The sequence below is a fragment of the Streptomyces sp. NPDC088732 genome, assembly GCF_044751205.1.
Classification (GTDB): Bacteria; Actinomycetota; Actinomycetes; order Streptomycetales; family Streptomycetaceae; genus Actinacidiphila.
In genome coordinates, this window is record NZ_JBIVLI010000013.1 from 93178 (window position 1) to 105538 (window position 12361).

General features: G+C 73.7%; 13 protein-coding genes. 6 read left to right on the forward strand and 7 right to left on the reverse strand.

Features of this window, described 5'->3' with window-relative positions; all coding sequences use genetic code 11:
* The first annotated feature begins 222 nt into the window (after positions 1-222).
* Together ACIP9H_RS22470 and ACIP9H_RS22475 are read left to right on the forward strand one after the other, a co-directional pair.
* Positions 223-1575 (forward strand): hypothetical protein, encoded by a 1353-nt coding sequence (locus tag ACIP9H_RS22470; RefSeq protein ID WP_401590341.1) that lies wholly within the window; start codon positions 223-225, stop codon positions 1573-1575.
* A gap of 52 nt (positions 1576-1627) precedes the next feature.
* Positions 1628-2041, forward strand: coding sequence for an ankyrin repeat domain-containing protein (locus ACIP9H_RS22475; RefSeq protein WP_401590344.1), 414 nt, complete (start codon positions 1628-1630; stop codon positions 2039-2041).
* 78 nt (positions 2042-2119) lie between these two features.
* Here ACIP9H_RS22475 and ACIP9H_RS22480 read toward each other — a convergent pair whose 3' ends face one another.
* Genes ACIP9H_RS22480 through ACIP9H_RS22490 form a run of 3 tightly spaced genes read right to left on the reverse strand, consistent with a single transcriptional unit; the run spans position 2120 to position 4704 of the window.
* Entirely contained in the window at positions 2120-3004 is an 885-nt protein-coding gene (locus ACIP9H_RS22480; RefSeq protein WP_401590347.1) for a hypothetical protein, read from the reverse strand.
* Complete coding sequence (locus ACIP9H_RS22485) at positions 3004-4287, reverse strand: VWA domain-containing protein (protein ID WP_401590349.1); 1284 nt, start codon at positions 4285-4287, stop codon at positions 3004-3006. The genes ACIP9H_RS22480 and ACIP9H_RS22485 overlap by 1 nt, the downstream gene beginning before the upstream one ends.
* A 9-nt stretch (positions 4288-4296) precedes the next feature.
* The gene (locus ACIP9H_RS22490) at positions 4297-4704 is read right to left on the reverse strand and encodes an ATP-binding protein (RefSeq protein WP_360899958.1); all 408 of its coding nucleotides are present in this window, start codon (positions 4702-4704) and stop codon (positions 4297-4299) included.
* A gap of 134 nt (positions 4705-4838) precedes the next feature.
* Here ACIP9H_RS22490 and ACIP9H_RS22495 point away from each other — a divergent pair, with 134 nt between their 5' ends.
* Positions 4839-5705 (forward strand): helix-turn-helix domain-containing protein, encoded by an 867-nt coding sequence (locus ACIP9H_RS22495; RefSeq protein WP_401960367.1) that lies wholly within the window; start codon positions 4839-4841, stop codon positions 5703-5705.
* A gap of 86 nt (positions 5706-5791) precedes the next feature.
* On the forward strand, positions 5792-6394 hold the full coding sequence (locus tag ACIP9H_RS22500) for a TetR/AcrR family transcriptional regulator (RefSeq protein ID WP_401590354.1): 603 nt from the start codon (positions 5792-5794) through the stop codon (positions 6392-6394).
* 21 nt (positions 6395-6415) lie between these two features.
* Here ACIP9H_RS22500 and ACIP9H_RS22505 read toward each other — a convergent pair whose 3' ends face one another.
* The 4 genes from ACIP9H_RS22505 to ACIP9H_RS22520 all read right to left on the reverse strand — a co-directional run bounded on the left by ACIP9H_RS22505 (position 6416) and on the right by ACIP9H_RS22520 (position 10370).
* A complete protein-coding gene (locus ACIP9H_RS22505) occupies positions 6416-7423 on the reverse strand; it encodes a hypothetical protein (protein ID WP_401960370.1) in 1008 nt (335 codons plus the stop codon).
* Between the two features lie 211 nt (positions 7424-7634).
* Positions 7635-9161, reverse strand: coding sequence for a fatty acyl-CoA synthetase (locus ACIP9H_RS22510; protein ID WP_401960373.1), 1527 nt, complete (start codon positions 9159-9161; stop codon positions 7635-7637).
* Positions 9162-9165: 4 nt separating this feature from the next.
* Complete coding sequence (locus tag ACIP9H_RS22515; RefSeq protein WP_401590362.1) at positions 9166-10047, reverse strand: SRPBCC family protein; 882 nt, start codon at positions 10045-10047, stop codon at positions 9166-9168.
* Positions 10044-10370, reverse strand: coding sequence for a metalloregulator ArsR/SmtB family transcription factor (locus tag ACIP9H_RS22520; protein WP_360899945.1), 327 nt, complete (start codon positions 10368-10370; stop codon positions 10044-10046). Before ACIP9H_RS22520 ends, ACIP9H_RS22515 begins: the two co-directional genes overlap by 4 nt.
* Before the next feature lie 153 nt (positions 10371-10523).
* Between ACIP9H_RS22520 and ACIP9H_RS22525 the strand changes: the two genes are divergently transcribed.
* Together ACIP9H_RS22525 and ACIP9H_RS22530 are read left to right on the forward strand one after the other, a co-directional pair.
* The gene (locus ACIP9H_RS22525; protein ID WP_401590365.1) at positions 10524-10937 is read left to right on the forward strand and encodes a PaaI family thioesterase; all 414 of its coding nucleotides are present in this window, start codon (positions 10524-10526) and stop codon (positions 10935-10937) included.
* A 161-nt stretch (positions 10938-11098) separates the two neighbouring features.
* A complete protein-coding gene (locus ACIP9H_RS22530; RefSeq protein WP_401590367.1) occupies positions 11099-12355 on the forward strand; it encodes a phosphodiester glycosidase family protein in 1257 nt (418 codons plus the stop codon).
* The last annotated feature ends 6 nt before the right edge of the window (positions 12356-12361 follow it).

A 12361-nucleotide genomic window follows, 5' to 3' on the forward strand; every position in this document is an offset into this window, starting at 1 on the left:
CCGGTGATCAGCTGATCACGCACAGCCAACCGGTACAGACAGGTCCGCTTCAAGAGCGGTCCCGTTGTCTCGATGTAGTCCCACGCGCCCCCGGCCGAACGCCTGTCACCACAGCCAACGGGGCATCAGGGCACGGAACGGACAGGTTCGGCGGGAACGGCTGCGCAAGGTGGCGTACGCCTGATATTCGAACGTACGAAGCGGGAACGAAGGAGTCATTCGGTGGCGGACGAGACCGCGCCCGCGCCGTCGCATCCCCTGGCGTACGTCAGGCGGAGCCATGGCTGGAGCTACCAGGACCTCGCCCGGGTCGTCGCGGAGAACGCGCGCGCCCTCGGCGTGCCCATGGCGGCGCGACGGGAGAAGGTCTGGCGCTGGGAGCACTGGGGCGTTGTGCCCGAACGGGACAGCCAGCGCGCCCTCGCCCGCGCGCTCGGCGTGCCCCTGCGGGACGTGGACGCGCGGCCGTGGCCCGGCTGGCTGCCGGCGCCGGCGGGTCTGCCGGACGGACTGGGCTGGGACCGAGCGGGCGCCCTCGGCGCGCTGGAGGTGCTGCTCGACAGCGGGGGGCGCGACCCGCGGGGCTACCCGGTCGTGGAGGGGCCGGAGTTCCGCGTCGCGATCGCGGAGTGGTCCCGTGCGGCGCCCGCGGGTGATCCCGACGCGTCCGGACCGGCCGCGAACGGAGACGACTTCGACGTGGAGACCACGGCCTGGCTGGAGTGGGGACTGCACGGGCTGCGCCGGCTCGACGACCGGCTCGGCGGCGGAGCGGTACGGCACCGCGTCGAGGCCGACCTGCGCATCGCCCTGGAACTGATCCGGCGGGGGCCGTTCGCGGCCGCCGACGACGTCCGGCTGCTGCGGACGGCCGCCGCACTGACCCGGCTGGGCGGCCGCGCCGCCGTCGACACGGGCCGGCACGGCGCCGCCCAGCGGTACTTCCTCACCGGGCTGCGGCTCGCGCACGCGTCGGGCGACAGCACCCAGGCGGCCCGCCTGTGGGGCGAACTGAGCCTTCAGGCGGTGCTCAACGGGCGCCACGACGACGCGCTCGCGGGCGTGACGGCCGCCGAGAACGCGCCCGCCGCCCTTCCGCCCGCCGTCCGCGCGACGCTCGCCATGTGCCGCGCCCGCGCCCACGCGGGCCTGGGCGAGGAACCGGCCGCCCGCCGCGCCCTGGAGGAGGCCGCAAGCCTGCTCGACCCGGCCCGGGACGACGCCGAGGCCCGACTCCTCGCCCACAGCGGCCTCGCGCTGCTCGACCTCGGCCACCCCGGCGAGGCCGCCCGCACCCTGGACAAGGCCCTGCCGCTCCTGCCCCCGTCCCACCGCCGCGACCTGGCCCTCCACACCGCCCACGCCGCCCTCGCCCGAGTCCTGTCCGGCGACCCCGACGGCGCCCGCGCCCTCGCCGCCCGCGCCGCCCGCCTGGCCCGCGCGTGCCTCTCCCCCCGCGCCACGGAGACCGCCGAACGCGCCGTGGAGGCGGTGTCCGTCCTGGGCCGGGAAGTCCCCGCCGACGACGTCCTGTTGACCGCGGAGGACGGCGCGGACCGGGACCCGGCGCCTTGAGGCGGACGGGGGATGACTTCCCGGCACGAACGGACGCTCGTACGCTGCGTCCGTGAACCGCAGACGCCGCAAGAAGCTGAGCCGCGCCTTGGTCACGGCCGCGATGCTGGGTGACGCCGGGACGGCCGCCCGGCTCCTGCGGCGCGGAGCCTCGCCCGAACTCCCCGACGCGGACGGCACGACGCCCCTGTACGCGGCGGCGGTCCAGGGCGCGGCGGACGTAACGGCGCTGCTGCTGACGGCCGGAGCCCGGCCCGACACCGAGAGCGGCCACGGCGACGAGGGCACACCGTTGTGCGCCGCCGCCTGCTGGGGCCACACCGAGACGGTACGGCTGCTCCTGGCCCACGGCGCCGACCCCGTCCTGCGCGAGGACCACGGCACGGGACGCGCGCCGCTCGACTGGGCCGGGCGCGGCGGGCATCCGCTGACGGCGCTGCTGCTGACGGCCGCGGCCGCGCGCTGAGCACGCACGACACGCCGGTCCCGGGCCCCTTCACGGGCCCGTGACCGGCGCGTCGTCGGCGTCGGCGGTCGGCGTGGGTTACGCGACCGGGCGGCGTCCCCGCCCACGGGTCATGCTGTACCCGGCCACACCCGCGAGGGCGCCGACCGCACCGCCCACGGCGGTCCAGACCCAGCGGTCGGACCACCAGCCGCCGCCCCAGCCGCCGTCGGGCTCGGTGAGCCCGGCCGCGACGGGCGAGGCGCTGGGGTCCGCCTCCTCCTGGCTCTCCTCGGTCGCGGCCGGTGAGGGCTGCGCGTTGGGGTCGAGCGTCGCGCCCGCCTTGGCCACCGGGGTGAGCGGGGCGGCCAGTTCGCCGTCCACGGCCTGAGAGCCGCCCGCGTCCTTGGTGGCGGTGCCGAGCTGGACCTGCACCGGCAGGCCGAGGTCCTGATCGGCGAGGCGGACCACGGTCAGCCGGATGTAGTAGGCACCCGGCAGCGGGTCGTTGGCCCAGGCCTCCGACCACGCGCGGACGGTGCGCAGCCGGCAACTGAGCTCCACCGTGGCGGCGTCCGCGGCCGCGGTGACGGTCGGCTTGCCCGCGGTGCAGGCCTGGTGGCGGCGGATGCCGTCGTAGACGTCCAGCTGCCAGGTCTGTCCGCCGTGCCGCGAGGCGGACTCGGGGAGCTGCACGGTCGCGGAGACCGTGAGGATCTGGCCGGCCTTGGCGGGGGTGACCCAGTACAGGTAGTCGCCCGTCGAGGCGCTGACCGGGGTGGAGGTCACGCCCTGACCGATGTGCCCCGCGGTGCGGAAGCCCGTTCCCGGCTGGGCGGTGGTCTCCGTCGTCCCCGACGACTCCGATCCGGTCGGGCTGGGCGTGGCGTCGTCGGCGACGGCCGTTCCCGCGCCGGTCGCGAGCAGTGCCCCGCCGAGCAGGAGTCCGGCGGCGGCCGTACGGATCGTACGTATGCTGCGCATCAGTTGGTCCTCCAGACGGCGAGGCGCCAGCGCGAGATCCAGCCCCACAGGATGCCGGCGACCAGGCCGGTGACGGCGAGCACGGCCAGCAGCCACCAGCCGCGGCCGAGGCCGTAGGAGGCGACGTCGGAGGGCTGGTCGGGCGAGGACACGAGGTCGATGCTCAGCTCGACGGGCAGGCCCGGGGCGCGCTTGACGGCGTCCGGTGCGGAGAAGGAGTTGCTGATCTCCAGGCAGACGGTGCGCGCCGTGGCGGCGTCCGCGTCGTCGCGCTCGGGCCACGCGTAGCGCAGGCCCGCGGAGATGACGTCGGTGCGGTCGCTGCCCGCGTCGGTGCCGCGGACGAGTTCGCGGCCGCCGGGGGTGACGGCGCGCACCAGCACACCGTAGTCGCGGTTGACGGCGCGGTCGGCGCCGACGCTGACGGACGTGCGAAGCTCCTGGCCGTCGGTGACGCTCACCCGGTACCAGCGGTGCTCCGCGAACTCCTCGCGGTCGGTGTAGATGCCGGCGCCGAGCAGCGGGGCGTCGGTACAGGTGCCGGCGCCCTCGGTGGCCGTCGGGGTGACGACGACGTTGTTGTCCGCGGCGCGGTCGACGAGCTGTTTGATGCGGTCGGTGAGCTGGTCCGCGTGGTCCACGGCGGTGTAGGTGCCGCCGGTGGCCTCGGCGATGCAGCTGAGCTGTTCACGGATCTTGGTCGTGGGGACCAGGCCGAGCGTGTCGACCACCAGGTGGGTTCCCTCGGCGGCGAGTTCGCGCGCCACCTCGCAGGGGTCGAGGGGCTGGCAGGTGTCCTCGCCGTCGGTGATGAGGACGATCCGGCGGGTGGCGTCGCCGCCCGCGAGGTCCTTGCCCGCGGCCTGCAGGGCGGGGCCGATCGGCGTCCAGCCGGTGGGGGCGAGGGTGGCGACCGCGGTCTTGGCCTCCGTGCGGTCGACCGAGCCCACCGGGTAGAGGGCCGCGGTGTCCCTGCAGCCGACCTTCTTGTCCTTGCCGGGGTAGTTGGCGCCGAGGGTGCGGATGCCGAGCTGCACTTCCTCCGGGACCGCGTCGATGACCTCGTTGAAGGCCTGCTTGGCGGCCGACATGCGGGATCTGCCGTCGATGTCGGTGGCGCGCATGGAACCGCTCACGTCGAGGACGAGTTCGACCTTGGGGGCCTCGCGCGGCGTCTCCGGCCCGTCGTCCGCGGCGGCCGGTGCCGCGGCCGGGAAGAGCGCGGTGGCCAGCATGGCCGCGAGAGCGCACACTCCCGCCGCCAGCCGTTTGCGTATGATCATTGGCGGATCCTATGGAAGATCCGTCGCGGCCCCCAACTCGGCCCAGACCACGCGGCCCGTGCCGTCCGGGCCGGTCACCACGCCCCAGGCCCGGGACACCGCTCCGACCAGCAGCAGGCCGCGTCCGCACTCCTCGCCGACGTCAGCGACCTTTACCTGAGGGGCCGTCAGTCCTATGCCCTGGTCGGCCACCTCCACGCGCACGACGCCGCGTTCGACACGGACGGCGCAGGCCACCTTCTCGCCGCCGGAATGACGGACAGCGTTGGTGAAGAGTTCGGAGACCACCAGGACCGCGTCGTCGCAGATCCCCTCGGCGACCCCCCAGTCGCGCAGCCGCGCCCTGACGCGGCGTCGCGCCTCGGCGACCGCGGCGCCTTGCGCGGCCAAGAGGAACGCGTCATGGGAGGATGCCACTCCGCTACTATGCGCGCCTGCCTGAATGCATGGCAAGGTGCAACCTGCAATGTGCAAAGCGGCGCCGACACGCTTTGCAACGTACTGACACCGTGCCAAACTGCCCGTGGATCAGTGGGGTTGGAGGATTACTCGTGAGCGAAGCGCGATCGTCGAGTGCACCCACTGTGCTGCGCGTCGTACTCGGCAAGCGCCTCCAGGACCTCCGCGAGAAAGCTGGCGTCTCCTACGAGGACGCCGCCAGCGCCCTCGACGTCACCCACGCCACGATCCGCCGCATCGAGAAGGCGGAAGTCGGTCTGCGCATCCCGTACGTCGAGAAGCTGCTGCAGACGTACGGCGTGACCGACCCGGCGGAGATCGCCAACTTCCTCGACCTTGCGCGGGAAGCCAACCGCCCCGGATGGTGGCACCGCTTCCGCGACGTGCTGCCCGAGTGGTTCAGCGCCTTCGTCAGCCTGGAGGGCGAGGCCGAGCTCATCCGCGCCTACGAACCGCACTATGTGCCCGGACTCCTGCAGACCCCTCAGTACGCCGAGGCGGTCCTCAGGGCCGGGCGCCCGCACGCCTCCCAGGAGGAGATCGAGCGCGGGGTGGCACTGCGCATGGAGCGGCAGGCGCTGCTCTCCCGCGAGCAGCCGCCACTGCTGTGGGTCGTGATCGACGAGACCGTGCTGCGCCGCCCCATCGGCGGCCCCCAGGTGATGCGCGACCAGGTCGACCGGCTGATCGAGGCCTGCGCCATGCCCCAGGTCCGGCTCCAGGTGATGCCGTTCGCCTCGGGCCCGCACCCGGCGATGTACGGGCCCTTCCACATCTTCCGCTTCCCGCTCCCGGAGCTGCCGGACATCGCGTACGTGGAGAGCCTGATCGGCGCCGTCTACCTCGACGACCGCGAGGACGTCTCCCAGTTCCGCGAGGCACTGGACCGCATGAGCGCCCAGGCCCTCCCGGCCGAGCCCACCCGTGACTTCCTCCGGGACGCCCGCGACCGGTTCTGACCCCCCTGCCGCCGCACGCGACTCGTCCGCCCCGCTCCAGAGGACACGGTCTAAGCTACTGTCGGTAGCTTGAGGGGACGGAGACCATGGTGACCAGGCGTCGGATGTCGCACGACGAACGACGCCTCCAGTTGCTCGACACGGCGGCGGCGATGGCCGGCACGGAGGGGGCGGGCGCTCTGACGCTCGCCCGAGTGGCCGAGCGGGCCGGCGTCACGAAGCCCGTCGTCTACGAGCACTTCGAGACACGCACCGGCCTGCTCACGGCGCTCTACCACCGTATGGACGACCTCCAGGTCCAGTCCGCCCGCGCGGCACTCGACGCACGAGCGGACAGTCTGGAGGAAGCGGTCGCGGTCCTCGCCGAGGCGTACGTCGACTGCGCGCTCAATGCGGGCAGGGAGTTCGGCACCGTCACGGCCGCCCTCGGCTCCATCGCGGGGACCGAGACCCTGCTCCGCACGGCGCGCGAGCGCTACGCGGCCATCGTCCTCGACGCCTTCGAGCGCTTCGGGCCCGCCGGGGAGGACGACAGCCGTCCGGTCATGCTGGGCGTGGTCGGCGCCTGCGAAGTCCTCGCCCGCGAGGTCGCCGACGGGCGCCTGGACCGCGCATCGGCGATCCGGGCGATCAGCCGCATCATGCTGGGCACGTCGGCCGGCCCTCCGCCGCGACCGCGCTCCGCCTGACCGGCTCCGACAGGAACCCGCTCAGGAGCCCGTGTGCGGCGCGGCGAGCGGGCCGGTCATCACGGTGACGCCGAACTGCCGCAGGCGGTCGACGGCCCGGCCCGCGTCGATCAGGCCCTCCGCCGTGACAAGCCCCGCGGGCGGCGGCGTCCCGCCGTCCAGTCCCAGCACGCGCTCGACGCCGATCACCGCGCCGGCCGCGGTGAGATGGGCCTGCCCCCGCGGGTCGCTCACGACCGTCCGCCGGGCCAGTGGCAGACCCTGCCGGTCCAGCCCCCACAGGTCGGCATAGATCTCGTGCGAGGCCGGCAGACCGGCCAGGGTCCCCAGCGAGTCACCGGTGCCGATGTCGAAACGCACGTGAGCGGCGCCGGTGGCGGCCGCGACCGCGGGAACGTCCAGCACACCCATCGGCTGCGCCGCGAACGGCGGCGGATCTCCCCTGTCGACCGTACGGACGCCCTCGCCCTCGGCGAGATGCCGCCACCGGCCGTCGCTGCGGACCAGGGCCCTCGCGAAGAACGTTCCGCTGTCGTCGGCCGACATCTGCCCGGCGGAGTCCGCCGGGTCGAACAGGCCGGCGAGCTCCACCCGTTCGACGCGCTGGAACTCGCGCGCCGTCGTCAGCGCCGCGAAGGTCGCGGCACCGGCCTGCCAGTGGCCCATGACGACGGCGGCGCGCTGCGCGAGATCAGCCGCAATGATCGCGGTCGGGCCGAGCTTGTCCACCTTGCGGACGATGCCGATGTGCGCGGAGCCCGCCCGCAGCGAGGCCCGCAGCAGAGCGTCGTCCGGGTCCTGCACCGCGGCCACCACCAGGTCGACCGGCCCCAGGGCGGCGAGTCCGGCCTCCGCGTCGACCGTGTCGATGTGCGCGAGGCGTGCGCCGTACTCCTCGGCCAGCGCCGCACCCGCCTCGGGCCGGCGGCCGCCGATCACCACGTCCAGGTCGCCCCATGCGGTCCGAAGCAGCCGCACGACCCATTGGCCGACGACTCCGTAGCCGCCCACCACGAGTACCCGCTTCACGCGTCGGCTCCGGAGCCGAGGAACACAGAGATCATCAGTCCACTCCCAGAAGACGTACAACCTACCTTTCGTAACCTACCACTAGTAAGTTACACCCTTCGTCTCCGGGCAGGTCGGTTGCAGGTGACGTGGCCGTGCGCCCGGCCGTGTGGTGGCCGGGTGAGGACGCGGCGGTGCGCCGCGGGATCGAGGTCCGTGAGGAGGCGGCGTCCTACGCCTCCGCGGCCGGTTCGGACGCGTAACGGTCGCGCAGCTCCCGCTTGAGGATCTTGCCGCTGGCGTTGCGCGGCAGCCCGTCCACGAGCACCACGCGCTTGGGGGTCTTGAAGCCGGCGAGCCGTTCCCGGGCGAAGGCGATCAGCTCCTGCTCGGTGACGACCACCTGCTCGCGCACGACGACAAAGGCGGTGATCGCCTCGATCCACCGCTCGTCCGGGAGCCCGACGACCGCCACCTCGGCCACCGCCGGGTGGCCGTACAGCGCGTCCTCCACCTGCCGTGACGCCACCACCACTCCACCGGAGTTGATGACGTCCTTCACCCGGTCCACGACGGTGAAGAAGCCCTCCGCGTCACGCACCACCAGGTCACCGGAGTGGAACCAGCCGTCCCGGAAGGCCTCCGCGGTCTCCTCGGGCTTGTCCCAGTAGCCCTCGCACAACTGCGGGGAACGGTAGACGACCTCGCCGGGGGTCCCGTCGGGAACCTCCTTGCCCGACTCGTCCACGACCTTCGCCTCCACGAACAGCACCGGCCGGCCGCAGGAGTCCATGCGGCCCTCGTGCTCGTCCGGTCCGAGCACGGTGGCCAGCGGCCCGATCTCGCTCTGCCCGAAGCAGTTGTAGACGGCCAGTCCGGGCAGCCGTCCGCGCAGCCGCTCCAGCACGGGGACGGGCATGATCGACGCTCCGTAGTACGCCTTGCGCAGCGCGCCCAGGTCGCGGGTGGCGAAATGCGGGTGGTTGGCGAGCGCGATCCACACCGTGGGCGGCGCAAAGAGGCTGTCCACCCGGCCGGCCTCCACCTCGCCGAAGACCGTGACAGGGTCGGGGGCCGCGACAATGGTGTTCTCCGCGCCGACCGCCAGGTAGGGCAGCAGGAAGACGTGCATCTGCGCCGAGTGGTACAGCGGCAGCGAGTGCAGCGGCCGGTCGGTCTCCTTCAGGTCCAGCGCGACCATGGCGCTGACGTATTCGTACACAAGGGCGCGATGCGTCATCATCGCGCCCTTGGGGAGGGCCGTGGTGCCCGAGGTGTAGAGCAACTGGACGAGGTCCTCACCGCGGGGCGGCGTCAGGTCGTCCGCGGGTTCCGCGGCCGCCAGCCGGGCGAGCAGGCTCTCCTCGGTGTCGCGCAGCGCCAAGGTGCGCACGCCCGCCGGCAGCCGCCCGGCGAGCGCCGGGTCGGCGAGGACGAGGGCGCTGCCGGACTGCTCGACGAGATAGCGCAGTTCCTCGCCCTCAAGGTGGTGGTTGACGGGGACGTGCACCAGCCCGGCCCGCGCGCAGCCGAGGAAGGCGACGAGGTAGGCGTCCGAGTTGTGGCCGTAGGCGGCGACGCGGTCACCCGGCCGCAGTCCCTCGGAGAGGAGCACGGCCGCGGCCGCGGAGACCGCGTCGTCCAGTTCGCGGTACGTCCAGGCGCGGTCGGCGAAGCGCACCGCCGTCCGCTCGGGCACGCGGCGCGCGCTGCGCCGCAGGACTCCGTCGACCGTGTTGCCGTGCGTCGTCGCCACCATGGCGTCAGCGTGGCATTCGCGCGAGGCTCCTGGCGAGATCCTCGACATGGTCGTGCCAGGCGTCGAGGGCAGCCGGGCGCCGGCCGGCGGCCTCGGCCGAGCCGGTGTGGGTGAGGATCAGCCGTGCCCCGTGGCCGGTGCCCTCGGTCAGCTCCCAGCGCACTGTGCCGCCGTGCCGGCCGTCCTGGTCCCAGGCGTACGCCAGCAGGACGGGAGGCCGCACCTCGGCCACCGGGCCCGCGCGGAACTCCCCGGTCGCGAAGCCGCTCGGCACGGTGCCGCCGGCCTCGGGGGCGGCGGCCTCGCCGAGCAGGGTCCGCCAGACCGTCGCGGCGGGCTGGGTGAGTTGCCGTTCGAAGCGCACCCGCCAGCCCTCCCCGTCGCCGGAGGCGGTTCCCCTGTCCAGGCCGAACTCGCCGACGAAGTGCTCGTGCGCGGCGTTGATGTCGCCGGGCGGGGGCGCGGGGCGGCCGTCCAGCGCGGGGTCGATGCCCGCGATGCAGGTGTTCCAGCCGGAGGCGAAGCTCGCCGCGCCCGGGCGGTCGGCGAAGGTGTGGGTGAGGGTGAGCACGGACCCGGTGGCCGCGGGTTCCACCTCCCAGCGCAGCAGGTCGCCGCCCCAGGTGTAGGCGAGCACGCGGGGCGGGTCGACCTCGGTGACCTCGCCGTCGAGAGCGGGCATCTCGCCGTGCCGGAAGACGAAACGCACCTTGCCGCCGGGCCGCAGCTCAAGCTCGACGTCGGAGGGGAACCAGTGCGCGAGATGCCCGGGTTCGGTCAGGGCCCGCCAGACCTTCTCCGGCGGGTGGGCGAGCCTGCGCACCAGGCGCAGGGCGGTGCGGCCGTCCGGAGCGGTGGTCAGGGTCTCGGTGGGCTCACCGGTCATCGGGGTTCCTCCGTCTCGTCCGGCATGGCGTCCAAGTGCCGCTCCAGTGCGTCGAGTCCGTCCCCCCACAACCTGCGGTAGGGGGTGAGCCAGGCGTCGACCTCGCGCAGCGGCTCGGGACGCAGTTCGTACCACCGGCGCTGGGCCTCGGCGCGCACCCGCACCAGGCCGGCCTCGCGCAGCACCCTCAGGTGCTTGGAGGTGCCGGGCTGGCTCAGCCCCAGCCGCTCGGTGAGTTCGCCGACCAGCCGTGGGCGCTCCAGCAGCAGGTCCAGGATCCGCCGCCGGGTGGGTTCCGCGAGCACGTCAAAGGGAATGGACACGTCTCGAACATACACCTACAGCTATATACGCGCAACGGCATGTAGGGCTCACGGGCAAACCTCCCGTCGGATGCACAGGGGAGGGCGCGCAGCGCGCGAGGACGACCGCACGCGCTCTGGTGGTGACGTGATGTGAACGGAAGAATGTCGCGCGTGACGATCACCACCGCCGAGGCGGACAAGGTACTGGCCGACAACTTCGCTCCCTGGGTACGGGATCTGGGCCTGACGGTCGAGGAGACCGGTGAACGCCACGCGATCCTGCGGCTGCCGTGGTCCGACCGGCTGGCCCGCGAGGGCGGCGCCCTGTCCGGCCAGGCCCTGATGGCGGCCGCCGACACCGCGACCGTGATCGCCGTGTCCGCCGCGCGAGGCGGTTTCGGCCCCATGACGACCGTTCAGCAGTCCACGACCTTTCAGCGCGCCGTCACGGGCACGGACGTCCTCGTCACCGCCCGCGTCACCAAGCTGGGCCGGCGCCTGGGCTTCATCGACGTCGAGATGACGCCGGAGGGCGCGGAGGAGCCCGCGGCCCACGCGACCACCGTGTACGCCTTCCCCGGCTGACCCGCCGACGGTCCGGACGCGGGGCGGTTCTTCACCCGTCCTCGCCGTGCGGAGCCGCGATTTCGCCCGCGCGCGGCGTGGTGCACGGGCACCGTGCCCTGCACGGGAAACGATTGACCTCCCATCAGACATCAGATGAACGGCGTTCAGCTGGGGTGACGATGAGCCGACGTTGGGGCCGGGCACGCCCGGCGATCACCGTGGTCCTGGCGCTGGGCACGCTCCTGGCGGGCACGGGCGGCGCGGTCGCGAAGACCGGCAAGGGCGTGCGCTACGCGGCACGCACGGCGCTCGCGCCGGGCGTGGACTACCGGAGGTTCGACTACGCGGGCTCCCACGGCACGGCCCACGGCCACCTGCTGACGGTGGACCTGCGCCGCCGGGACCTCTCCGTCGACCTGCTCTACCCGGGTACCGTCACGGGCCGCGGCACGGTGTCCCGGCTGGCCAACACGGCGCATGCCGTGGGCGGGATCAACGCGGACTTCTTCCACATGAGCGAGACCCAGCACCGAGGCGTCCCGGCGACGGGCGCCCCCGTCGGCCCGGCGATCGCGCACGGCCGGCAGCTCAAGGCGGCAGTGCCGTCGAGTCAGCGCTTCGGCCCCTCGCTGCCCCCCGGCACCTCCACCGAGAACGTCCTCGGCATCGGCTCCGACCGCAGGGCACGCCTCGACCGGCTCCGTCTCACGGGCACGGTGCGCTCCGGCCGGAGCACCGTCGCGCTGCGCGGCTTCAACCAGTACGCGCTGCCGCAGAACGGCGTGGGCGCGTACACCGCCGACTGGGGCTCCGCCTCCCGGCGCCGCGCGGTCTGCGGCAGCGACCTCCGCCGCGCCGATCCGTGCGGAAGACCCACGTACGAAGTGACCGTTCGCAACGGCCGGGTCGTCAAGACGAGCGGCTCCGCGGGCCGCGGCCGCATTCCCCCGGGGACGGTCGTCCTGCTCGGCCGCGAGGGCGGCGCGCGCTTCCTGCGCACGCTCGCGCCCGGCCGTCCGGTGGTCGTGCAGAGTCGGCTGCTGCCCGTCTCCCAGCGCGGCGACCTGCGCTTCGCCGTCGGTGGCTACCCGATCCTGCGCGACCGCACCCCGCTGGCGGGCCTGGAGAACGGCACCGCGGCGACCCGCACCGCCGCGGGCTTCGGCGACGGCGGGCAGACCCTGTACCTGATGGCCCTGGACGGCAACGCCGAGAGCGGCGCGGGGCTGACGGTACGTGAACTGGCCGGCCTGATGTACGCGCTGGGCTGCGACTCCGCCGTCAACCTCGACGGCGGCGGCTCGTCCACCCTGGTCACCCGCGCCCCCGGCGCCCCCCGCGTCACCGTCCGCAACCACCCCACCGGCGGCGTGGAACGCGCGGTCGCCAACGGCATCGGCGTGTTCAGGACCCACGGCGGCGGAGAAGGCAAGTGAAGCGGA

What these genes read in the sequence shown, in the direction of transcription:
- ACIP9H_RS22480 (WP_401590347.1), bottom strand. Translation starts at nt 3,004, where the DNA reads ATGCGCAGCATACGTACGATCCGTACGGCCGCCGCCGGACTCCTGCTC.
- ACIP9H_RS22485 (WP_401590349.1), bottom strand. Translation starts at nt 4,287, where the DNA reads ATGATCATACGCAAACGGCTGGCGGCGGGAGTGTGCGCTCTCGCGGCC.
- ACIP9H_RS22500 (WP_401590354.1), top strand. Translation starts at nt 5,792, where the DNA reads ATGGTGACCAGGCGTCGGATGTCGCACGACGAACGACGCCTCCAGTTG.
- ACIP9H_RS22510 (WP_401960373.1), bottom strand. Translation starts at nt 9,161, where the DNA reads ATGGTGGCGACGACGCACGGCAACACGGTCGACGGAGTCCTGCGGCGC.
- ACIP9H_RS22515 (WP_401590362.1), bottom strand. Translation starts at nt 10,047, where the DNA reads ATGACCGGTGAGCCCACCGAGACCCTGACCACCGCTCCGGACGGCCGC.
- ACIP9H_RS22530 (WP_401590367.1), top strand. Translation starts at nt 11,099, where the DNA reads ATGAGCCGACGTTGGGGCCGGGCACGCCCGGCGATCACCGTGGTCCTG.